Consider the following 10315-nt stretch of genomic DNA (forward strand, 5'->3'; position numbering starts at 1 on the left):
CCTGCCGAGGGGACGAGCGCCATGACGTGGCCGCTGCTCAGGGTGGTTCGTCGGCCGTCGTGGAGAGCGCCGGGGACCGGGGCGGCGTAGTAAAGTGCGCAGCGGGAACACGTCGGATAACCGGTTCAGGTGGAGGTCTTGTGAAGCGACCGACGATCGCCGACATCGCTCGTCGCGCGGGGGTGTCCAAGGTCGCGGTCTCCTACGCGCTGAACGACCGGCCGGGCGTGTCGGAGGCGAGGAGAGACACCATCAAGGCCATCGCCAAGGAGATCGGCTGGCAGCCCAACAGCGCCGCGCGCGCCCTCAACGGGGCACGGGCCCGTGCCGTCGGCCTGACCGTGTGCCGCCCGGCGCGGGTCCTGGGGATGGAACCGTTCTTCATGGAGCTGATCAGCGGCATCGAGAGCGAGCTGTCGGCCCGCTCCTACGCCCTGCTCCTGCAGGTGGTGACCGGCCACGCGCAGGAGGCGGAGGTGTACCGCAGGTGGTGGGGAGAGGGCCGCGTCGACGGCGTCATCCTGGTCGACCTGCACTTCGACGACCCGCGCGTCCCCGCGATCGAGGCCCTGGGCCTGCCGGCCGTGGTGATCGGCCATCCGTCGGAGACCGGCTCGCTCGCCCCCGTCTGGTCCGACGACGGCGCGGCCATGCGGGAGACGGTGGAGTACCTCGCCGCGCTCGGCCACCGCCGGATCGCGAGGGTCGCCGGGCTGCCCGCGCTGGTGCACACCGTCCTGCGCGACCGGGCCTTCACCGCCGCGTGCGACGAGCTCGGCCTCACCGGCCACTCCGTCGTGCACACGGACTACACCGGCGAGGAGGGCGCGCGGGCCACCCGGCGGCTGGTCAGCGCCGCGAACCGGCCGACGGCGATCGTCTACGACAACGACATCATGGCCGTCGCCGGGCTCTCGGTCGCGCAGGAGATGCGGCTGGAGGTGCCCGCGGACCTGTCCCTCGTGGCCTGGGACGACTCCCCTCTCTCCCAGGTGGTGCGACCGGCCCTGACCGCTCTCGGCCGGGACATCCCGCACTACGGGGCGCAGGCCGCGCGGAGCCTGCTGGCGCTGATCGCCGGCGAGCACGTCACCGGCGTCCGGACCGAGACGGCCAGGCTCACCCCGCGAGGCAGCACGGGCGCGCCGGGCCACCGGTGACGGACGCCCGTCACCCGCGCTCAGAACGGTGTGACGTACGCGCCGGAGATGCCGCCGTCCACCAGGAACTCCGAGCCGGTGATGAAGCTGGCGTCGTCGGAGGCGAGGAACGCCACCGCGGCGGCGATCTCGGACGCCTCGGCGAAGCGGCCCACCGGGATGTGCACCAGGCGGCGCTGCGCCCGCTCGGGGTCCTTGGCGAACAACTCCTGAAGCAGCGGCGTGTTCACCGGCCCCGGGCACAGCGCGTTCACCCGGATGCCCTCGCGGGCGAACTGCACGCCCAGCTCCCGCGACATGGCCAGCACCCCGCCCTTGGACGCGGTGTAGGAGATCTGGCTGGTCGCCGACCCCATCACGGCCACGAACGACGCGGTGTTGATGATCGACCCCTTGCCCTGCCGCCGCATGTACGGGATGGCGTGCTTGCAGCACAGGTAGACCGAGGTGAGGTTCACCTCCTGGACCCGGCGCCAGGCGTCGATGCCGGTCTCCAGGATCGAGTCGTCGTCCGGCGGCGAGATGCCCGCGTTGTTGAACGCGATGTCCACGCTGCCGTAGGTGTCGAACGCGGTCTGGAAGGCGCGGGCGACGTCGTCCTCGCTGGTCACGTCGGCCCGTACGAACAGCCCGCCGACCTCGTCGGCGACCTTGGCGCCGCTCGTCTCGTCCAGGTCCACGCACACGACGCGGGCGCCCTCCTCGGCGAACCGGCGCGCGGTGGCCAGGCCGATCCCGCTTCCGGCGCCGGTGATGACGGCGACCCGGTCCTGCAAACGCAGCATCGCTACTACTCCTCGGAAATGAAGACGTTCTTGATCTCGGTGAACGATGACAGGGCGTCGGGGCCCAGCTCGCGGCCGAGGCCCGACTGTTTGAAACCGCCGAACGGGGTCCAGTAACGGACGCTCGAATGGGAGTTGACACTGAGGTTGCCCGCCTCGACCGCCCTGGCCACCCGCAGCGCCCGGCCGACGTCCCGGGTCCAGATGGACCCGCTCAGGCCGTACGGGGTGTCGTTGGCGATCCGCACGGCGTCCGCCTCGTCGTCGAACGGCACCACCGACACCACGGGGCCGAAGATCTCCTCGGTGAACGCCCGGTCGTCCGCGGACCCGGGCGTCAGGACCGTCGGCGGGAACCAGAACCCCGGCCCCGACGGGCACGCGCCCTGGAGGTGGGGCGGTCCGGTGACGAAGGAGGCCACCCGATCCCGGTGCTCGGCGCTGATCAGCGGGCCCATCTCGGTGGCCTCGTCGCGGGGGTCGCCGACCCTGACGCCCAGCACCGCCTCCCCGAACCGGGCCAGGAACTCGTCGTGGACCGGGCGCTCGACCAGGATCCGCGAGCGCGCGCAGCAGTCCTGGCCCGCGTTGTCGAACACCGCGTACGGCGCGGTCGCCGCCGCCCTCTCCAGGTCGGCGTCGGCGAAGACCACGTTGGCGCTCTTGCCGCCCAGCTCCAGGGTGAGCCGCTTGACCTGCCCGGCGCAGGTGGCGGCGATCTCCTTGCCCACCTCGGTCGAGCCGGTGAACACGATCTTCGCCACGCCGGGGTGCTCGACCAGCCGGGCGCCCGCCACCTCCCCGGCCCCGGGCAGGACCTGGAACACCCCCTCGGGCAGGCCGGCGGCCAGGGCCAGCTCGGCCACCCGCAGCGCGGTCAGCGGCGTCCACTCGGCGGGCTTGACGATCACGGTGTTGCCCGCGGCCAGCGCCGGCGCCAGCCCCCAGGTCATGATGACCATCGGGAAGTTCCACGGCACGATCACGCCGACGACGCCCAGCGGCTCCCTGAAGGTGACGTCCAGCCCGCCGGGCACCGGGATCTGCAGGCCGTGGTTGCGCTCGGGCGCCCCCGCGTAGAAGTCGAGCACGTCGGCGACGTTGCCCGCCTCCCAGCGGGCGTTGCCGATCGTGTGCCCGGAGTTGGCGACCTCCAGCAGGGCCAGTTCCTCGGCGTGCTCGCGCACCAGCGAGGCGAAACGGCGCAGCAGCCGGGCCCGGTCTCCCGGGCCGACGTTCCGCCAGGTCGCGAAGGCCCGCCTGGCACGCTCCACGGCCCGGTCGGTCTCGGCGGCGTCCGCCATCTCGACCTCGGCGACGACCTCTTCCGTCGCCGGGTTGATGATCTTCATGTTCACATCCGTTCGAATCCCCGGAAAAGCTCCCAGTCGGTCACCGCCGCGTCGAAGGCGGCCAGCTCGACCCGGGCGTTGTTCGCGTAGTGCGCCACGACGTCCTCACCGAAGGCGGCCGTGGCGAACGCGGAGCCCTCCCAGAGTTCCAGCGCGTCCCGCAGCGTGCTCGGCACGGTCTCCGCGCCCGACGAGTAGGCGTTCCCCGTGAACGCGTCCTCAAGCGGCAGCTCGTTCTCGATGCCGTGCAGGCCGGCCGCGATCAGCCCCGAGACCGCCAGGTAGGGGTTGACGTCGCCGCCGGGCACCCGGTTCTCGATCCGCAGCGAGGGACCGTGGCCGACCAGGCGCAGCGCGCACGTCCTGTTGTCCACGCCCCATTTGACCGCGGTGGGGGCGAAGCTGCCCGGCACGTACCGCTTGTAGGAGTTGACGTTCGGCGCGTACAGCAGGGTCAGCTCGCGCATCAGGGCGATCTGACCGGCGATGAAGTGCTCTCCTGTCGCCGACAGGCCGTGCGGCCCGGAACCGGCCATGACCGGCTCCCCGTCCGTGTCCCGCAGCGAGATGTGGATGTGGCAGGAGTTGCCCTCGCGCTGGTTCGGCTTGGCCATGAAGGTGATCGCCATGCCCTCCTGGGAGGCGATCTCCTTGGCGCCGTTCTTGTAGATCGAGTGGTTGTCGCAGCTGGACAGGGCCTCGCCGAAGCGGAAGGCGATCTCGTGCTGGCCCAGGTTGCACTCGCCCTTGGCCGACTCGACGTACATGCCCGCGCCCTCCATGCCGAGCCTGATCCTGCGCAGCAGCGGCTCGACCCGGGCGGTGCCGAGGAGGGAGTAGTCGACGTTGTAGAGGTTGGCGGGCGTCAGGTCGCGGTAGCCGCGGCGCCAGGCGTCCTCGTAGGTGTCGCCGAAGACGACGAACTCCAGCTCGGTCCCGACGAAGGCGCCCCAGCCCCGCTCGTCCAGCCTGGCGAGCTGCCGGCGCAGGATCTGGCGCGGCGAGGCGGTCACGTCGGAGCCGTCCTCCCAGACCAGGTCGGCCATCACCAGGGCCGTCCCCTCCTGCCACGGCACGCGGCGCAGAGTGGACATATCGGGTTTCATAACAAAGTCGCCGTATCCGTGCTCCCAGGACGACATGGCGTACCCGTCGACCGTGTTCATGTCGACGTCCACCGCGAGCAGGTAGTTGCAGCCCTCGGAGGCGTGCCGCAGCACCTCCTCCAGGAAGTAGCGCCCCGACAGGCGTTTCCCCTGGAGGCGCCCCTGCATGTCGACGACCGCCAGCAGCACGGTGTCGATCCGCCCTGCCCGCACCTCGTCGTGGAGCTCGGTGACGTCCACATGCCCTCCTCGTCGGGGGTCCTATTGGGCTAGTGTCAGACCATTGACGTGTAGCGGGGGGAGCCTTGTCAAGGGCCGGAGGGGACAATTGGACGAGGTGTCGCGATTGGCCGCCGTGCTGCGGCCGGTGCGCGCGGGCAACGCGTTCGAGGAGACCGTGGAACGCCTGCTCCAGGTGATCAAACTGGGGTTGGTGGCCGAGAAGCTGCCGCCCGAGCGGGAGCTCGCGGCCCAGCTCGGCATCAGCAGGGTCACCCTGCGCGAGGCCATCCGCGAGCTGCAGGACGCGGGCTACCTGGAGGTGCGCCGCGGCCGGTACGGCGGCGCCTTCCTCACCTACACCCCGCCCCGCCCGCACCGGGACGACCTGCGCAGGGCCGTGGTCGACATGGGCACCGACGACCTGTCCGACGCGCTCACCTTCAGGATGGCGGTCGAGTGCGGCGCGGCCCAGGTGCTCGCCACCACCCCGCTGACCGGGGAGCGGCGCGAGGCCCTGCGGGAGAGGCTGCGCGAGGTCAACTCGGCCGGGCCCGACGACTACCGCCGCCTCGACACCGCCTTCCATCTCGCCATCGCCGAGCTGACCGGCTCCGCCCTGCTCGCCGGGGCCTGCGCCGACGCCAGGCTCCGGGTCGCCGACCTGCTCAACGCCATCCCGGTGCTCCAGCGCAACATCGAGCACGCCGCGGTCCAGCACCAGGCGATCGTGACGGCCATCCTGGCCGGGGACCCGGAGGGCGCGCGCCGCGCTGTGGCCGAGCACCTCGAGGGGACCGCGGCGCTGCTGCGAGGGTTCCTCACCTGACGCGCGGCGCGCCTCGCGCGGGCGCCCGTGTCTCGTGCGGCGCGCCTCGCGCGGGCGCCCGGGAAACCGCCGTGCCGTCAGGGCTCCCGTGCCTGCCTGGAGGCCTCCCTCGCATAGCCTGGGGGGACGGTGGGGGATTTGTTCCGAGAGCGAATCGTGGACACAGGACGGCTGCCGCTGTTCTGTTTCTTCGTCGCGCTGATCGTCGTCTTCCTGCTCACCAGGATCAACGTCCGGCTCATCCGGGCCAAGATCGGCTGGTTCGGCAACGTCAACGTCGGTGAGATGCACATCCACCACGTGGTCTTCGGGGTGGTGCTGACCCTGCTCGGCGGGGTGTCCGGTCTCGTCGTCTCGGGCGTCTCCGAGGGCTGGTACGCGGTGACGGCCGCCGTCTTCGGCGCCGGATCCGCCCTGATCCTGGACGAGTTCGCGCTGATCCTGCACCTGCACGACGTCTACTGGGAGGAGGAGGGGCGCGCGTCGGTGGACGCCGTGTTCATCGCCGTCGCGATCACCGCCCTGCTCCTGCTCGGCCTGCGCCCCCTCGGCTGGGAGGACTACGACAGCGAACCCCGCGGCACGTTGCTGACCGTCGGCTTCATCGTGACCAACCTCGCGCTCGCCGTGATCACGCTGCTCAAGGGCAAGATCTGGACGGGTCTCGCCGGACTGTTCGTCCCGATCCTCCTGGTGCCCGGCGCGGTACGGCTGGCCCGCCCGGGATCGCCCTGGGCACACTGGTTCTTCGCGCCGGACTCCCGGCGCCCGCAGCCCCGCAAGATGGCCAGGGCCGAGGGCCGCGAGGAGCGCTGGCGCCGCCCGGTGATCCGCGGCAAGATCGCCTTCCAGGAGTTCCTCTCCGGCCGCCACGACCTCCCCTCCACCCGCCGCCGTTCCCGCCGCTGAGCCCGCGCGCCCCGTGGACCTCGGGCGAACGGCGGGCATACTGGGGGACGTGAGTACGCTTCCGTCCCGATGGGACGGCGTGGAGCAGCGCGTCCCCGAATCGCTGGCCGACCTGCGCGGCCCGGCGACGGGGACGGTCGCCCTGCCCGTGCACCTCGGCTGGTCCGGGCTCACCGAGTTCGACCTGGTGAACCCGCTGCTGCGGATGAGCCTCTACCGTACGGTCATCACCGGCGGCGGCCGGTCCGACGCCGAGTCGTACCTGAACGCCGAGCTCCTCGTGGCCGACTGGCCGACCCTGCGCCGGGGCATCGGGCCGAGTTACCGGAGGGCCTGGGAAACCAAGATCGCCGCCCTGGGGTGGCGGCCCGACCCCGGCGCGGGCCGTGAGGCCGGGACGGGAGCCGGGGCGGGCCGTGACGCCGCTCGGGAAACCGCGGCGGGCCGTGACACCGGGGTGGGCGCCGTGACGCCGGGGTGGGAACGATGATCCTGCCCCCCTTCCAGCAGCGGATGCTGGAGGCCGCGCTGCCCGCCTGCACCCGGTTCGGGCTGGTCCTGGCGGGCGGTTACGCGATGAACGCCCACGGCCTCACCGAACGCCCGAGCAACGACCTCGACTTCGCCACCGCCGCCGAGACGCCGCTGCCCGAGGTCGCCGAGGGAATGGCCGAGGCGTTCAGGGAGGCCGGGCTGGAGGTCACCCTGACGGAGGTGACACCCCGGATGGGCCGCCTCGTGGTCAGCGACCCGGTGACCGAGCAGAGCTGCGAGTTCGACCTGCTCAGGGAGGCGTTCCAGCGGCAGCCCGTGATCGTCGGCGACGTCTCCGTCGTCTCCCTGGACGACGCGGTCGGCCTGAAGATGCGGGCCCTGCACGAGCGCAGCCTCGCCCGCGACGTCATCGACATCGCCTCGGTCTCCCACCTGTACGGCTTCCGCGAGCTCGAACACCTCGCCCGCCTGCACAACGAGGAGTTCTCGCTCGCCGAGCTGGTGATGCGGCTGGAGTTCGTCGACCTGATCGCCGACGAGGACTTCGAGGCCTACGGCGTGGACGGCGAGCAGATCATGGAGATCCGCCGGTTCGCCTGCTCCTGGGTGGAGGACATCGGCCTGCGCCGCGCCGAGGAGGGCGACGTCGAATACGACGACGTCCCCGACCCCGACTGAGGAAGCCGGGGGCCCGAGAGAGGCGGGAAAACTCCTGTGACGCATACTCGGCCGCCCGCAGGGCAGTTGACGGTCCTCTCTGCTGAAGGGTGCTGATCATGGGTCTCATGGAGAAGCTCAACCTGCGCGAAATGAAGGCCAGGGCCAAGCTGAAGCTCGCCAGCCGGACGGGCAACCGCCGCAAGGTGGCCGAGGCCAGGACCGAGGAGGCCGAGGCGAGGCTTCTGAAGACCCAGGACGAGATCCTGGACACCGTCGCGGAGATGCGCAAGGAGTACGGCGCCCACCGCCGCTGACCCCCGCACACCCACACCGGCCACCGGTGTCCCGCCGACGGGCTCCTCGGAGCCGACTCCGCGTCGGCGGGACACCGGCATGTGACGGACCGCCCTGTGCCACCTGTGCCACCTGTGCCCTCTGTGCCCCGTTCCCCCTTGCCTCTCCCGCGACCGCGCGAGCTCTCCGTTTCCCGCACTCCTTCCCGCACTCCGCGCACCCCTTGAGGTCAACCTGGGTTGACAATGCCGATGCCGTCAACTTATGTTGACGGCATCGGTTTCGTCGACGAAACAGGGCGAGACGCTCGAGACGGGCTCATGCGCGGTAGACAGGAAAAGCGGCCGGAGGCCGTTCATGTCGCTTCGGAGAGGAAGACATTGCCGGGGGTCACATTGCCGGACGAAAAAGTGCCGGGAGATGCAGGGCCTGGGGACAGGGACGGCACGGGACCGGGGGACGCGCGGCCCGGGACCGCGTCCTGGCGGCTGCTGGTCGCGTACATAAGGCCCCACCGCAGAGCGCTGCTGCTGGGCGGGGTGCTCAGCCTCGTCGGCTCGCTGGCCGGGCTGGCGATGCCGCTCCTGGCCAAGACGGTCATCGACGCCTTCGGCGAGCAGCGCTCCCTGCTCGGCCCGGTGCTCGGCCTGACCGCCGCCGTGCTCCTGGGCGCGGCCATCGGCGCGCTGGGCAGTTACGTGCTGGAGCGGATGGGCGAGGGCATCGTCTTCTCCGCCCGCCGTACCCTGGTCGACCGGATGCTGCGGCTGCGGGTGTCCGAGGTCGACCGGCTCAAGCCGGGTGACCTGATGTCCCGGGTGACCTCCGACACCACGCTGCTGCGGGCGGTGTTCACCAACGGCGTGGTCGAGACGGTCAGCTCGCTGTTCATGCTCGTGGGCGCCGTGGTGATGATGGCGGTCATCGACGGGGTGCTGCTGCTCATCACGCTGGGAGTGCTGGTCGTGGTCGGCGGGTTCGTCAGCCTGATCATGCCTCGCATCCAGCGCGCCTCGATGCAGGCGCAGGTCGCGGTCGGCGAGATGGGCGCGGTCCTCGACCGGGTGCTCCAGGCGTTCCGCACGGTCAAGGCCAGCGGTGCCGAGGAGCGGGAGATCGCCGCGGTGGGCGAGGCGGCCCGCGAGGCGCGCGACCGCGGGATCGCCGTCGCGTGGCTGACCTCGATCGCCGGTGTCTCGGCGTGGGTGTCCGCGCAGCTGGCCTTCGTGGCCGTGCTCGGCGTGGGCGGTGCGCGGGTCTCCTCTGGCTCGCTGGAGGTCTCCTCGCTGATCGCCTTCCTGCTGTACCTGTTCTACCTGGTCGCCCCCATCGGCCAGCTGGTCAACGGCTTCACCCAGGTGCAGAACGGCCTGGCCGCGGTGAAGCGGATCCGCGAGATCGAGGAGCTGCCCGCAGAGGAGGCGGACGGCGCGGTGTACGAGGTCGGCAGGGCCCCGGCCGGGGTCGTCTTCGAGGGCGTCGCCTTCCGCTACGGCGACGACAGGCCGGTCGTCCACGACGACGTCTCCTTCGAGGTGCTCGCGGGCGGGCTGACCGCCCTGGTGGGGCCCTCGGGGGCGGGCAAGTCCACGGTCTTCGCCCTGCTGGAGCGGTTCTACGAGCAGCAGGCGGGGACGATCACGATCGACGGCCGCGACATCGCGGACTGGCCGCTCGCCGAGCTGCGCGCCTGCCTCGGCTACGTCGAGCAGGACGCGCCGGTGCTGGACGGGACGCTCAGGGAGAACCTCGTCTTCGCCGCGCCGGGCGTGGAGGAGGCCGACATCTGGCGGGTGCTCGCCCGCACCCGGCTGGAGGACCTGGTCTCCCGGCTTCCCGAGGGGCTGGAGACCCGGGTCGGCCATCGGGGGATCATGCTCTCCGGCGGCGAGCGCCAGCGGGTCGCCATCGCCCGCGCCCTGCTGCGCAGCCCCCGGCTCCTGCTGCTCGACGAGGCCACCTCCCAGCTCGACGCGGTCAACGAGCTGCGGCTCCGAGAGGTGATCGCGGAGGTGGCGGCGGAGACGACCGTGCTGGTGATCGCCCATCGCCTCTCCACCGTGGCGGGGGCCGACCGGATCGTGGTGATGGAGGCGGGCCGGGTGCGGGCCGTGGGCACCCACGACGAGCTGCTCGCCGACGACGCCCTCTACCGCGAGCTGGCCACCACCCAGTTCCTGCTGCCCACCTAGGGTCGCACCCCGGCGCCGTCCGTCCGCCGGAGCCGCCGGCGGTTCCCGTTGCCCACCTGCTCCTGCGGTCACTGGCTCGGTTGTGTAAATTCATATCGCTCATAAAGGAATAATTCGGACACTGGGCCGGGGGGCTGATTCGCTGTCCGGTGAATCGGGAATCCCCGCCTGTGCGAAGCCTCTCCTTCGCATCGGAGCGCCCATCGGGCGCTCGCCGCATTCGATCACCCGGTCCCGTCCGTGCGGGACGAGGATCGGGGCGTGACGATCGTTACGGCCACCACCGGGGGTGTCGCGGGCAGCACGCCCGCGAC

At 71.4% G+C, this 10315-nt stretch carries 10 protein-coding genes; 7 read left to right on the plus strand and 3 right to left on the minus strand.

From position 1 onward, the window contains the following. Positions 1 to 140: 140 nt before the first annotated feature. On the plus strand, positions 141 to 1160 hold the full coding sequence (locus tag AB0F88_RS10560) for a LacI family DNA-binding transcriptional regulator (protein WP_362680159.1): 1020 nt from the start codon (positions 141 to 143) through the stop codon (positions 1158 to 1160). Between the two features lie 20 nt (positions 1161 to 1180). Here AB0F88_RS10560 and AB0F88_RS10565 read toward each other — a convergent pair whose 3' ends face one another. The 3 genes from AB0F88_RS10565 to AB0F88_RS10575 are packed head-to-tail and all read right to left on the minus strand — an operon-like array spanning position 1181 to position 4643. Further along, positions 1181 to 1945, minus strand: coding sequence for a 3-oxoacyl-ACP reductase (locus AB0F88_RS10565; RefSeq protein WP_362680163.1), 765 nt, complete (start codon positions 1943 to 1945; stop codon positions 1181 to 1183). A 5-nt stretch (positions 1946 to 1950) separates the two neighbouring features. Then, the gene (locus tag AB0F88_RS10570; protein WP_362680166.1) at positions 1951 to 3297 is read right to left on the minus strand and encodes an aldehyde dehydrogenase family protein; all 1347 of its coding nucleotides are present in this window, start codon (positions 3295 to 3297) and stop codon (positions 1951 to 1953) included. A 2-nt stretch (positions 3298 to 3299) separates the two neighbouring features. Continuing rightward, on the minus strand, positions 3300 to 4643 hold the full coding sequence (locus tag AB0F88_RS10575) for a glutamine synthetase family protein (protein ID WP_362680169.1): 1344 nt from the start codon (positions 4641 to 4643) through the stop codon (positions 3300 to 3302). Between the two features lie 88 nt (positions 4644 to 4731). Here AB0F88_RS10575 and AB0F88_RS10580 point away from each other — a divergent pair, with 88 nt between their 5' ends. The 6 genes from AB0F88_RS10580 (at position 4732) to AB0F88_RS10605 (ending at position 10001) form a co-directional block, all read left to right on the plus strand. Continuing rightward, positions 4732 to 5451 (plus strand): FCD domain-containing protein, encoded by a 720-nt coding sequence (locus AB0F88_RS10580; protein ID WP_362680172.1) that lies wholly within the window; start codon positions 4732 to 4734, stop codon positions 5449 to 5451. A 156-nt stretch (positions 5452 to 5607) separates the two neighbouring features. Continuing rightward, the gene (locus AB0F88_RS10585) at positions 5608 to 6360 is read left to right on the plus strand and encodes a hypothetical protein (protein WP_362680175.1); all 753 of its coding nucleotides are present in this window, start codon (positions 5608 to 5610) and stop codon (positions 6358 to 6360) included. Positions 6361 to 6409: 49 nt separating this feature from the next. After that, positions 6410 to 6850, plus strand: coding sequence for a hypothetical protein (locus AB0F88_RS10590; protein WP_362680178.1), 441 nt, complete (start codon positions 6410 to 6412; stop codon positions 6848 to 6850). After that, positions 6847 to 7533, plus strand: a complete 687-nt coding sequence (locus AB0F88_RS10595; protein ID WP_362680180.1) for a nucleotidyl transferase AbiEii/AbiGii toxin family protein — start codon at positions 6847 to 6849, stop codon at positions 7531 to 7533. The genes AB0F88_RS10590 and AB0F88_RS10595 overlap by 4 nt, the downstream gene beginning before the upstream one ends. Positions 7534 to 7631: 98 nt before the next feature. Next, positions 7632 to 7829: a hypothetical protein gene (locus AB0F88_RS10600; protein WP_362680183.1), complete on the plus strand. Its 198-nt coding sequence runs from the start codon at positions 7632 to 7634 to the stop codon at positions 7827 to 7829. A gap of 390 nt (positions 7830 to 8219) precedes the next feature. Beyond that, on the plus strand, positions 8220 to 10001 hold the full coding sequence (locus tag AB0F88_RS10605; RefSeq protein ID WP_362680186.1) for an ABC transporter ATP-binding protein: 1782 nt from the start codon (positions 8220 to 8222) through the stop codon (positions 9999 to 10001). Positions 10002 to 10315: the final 314 nt, after the last annotated feature.

It is taken from the genome of Streptosporangium sp. NPDC023963 (genome assembly GCF_040639135.1).
Classification (GTDB): Bacteria; Actinomycetota; Actinomycetes; order Streptosporangiales; family Streptosporangiaceae; genus Streptosporangium.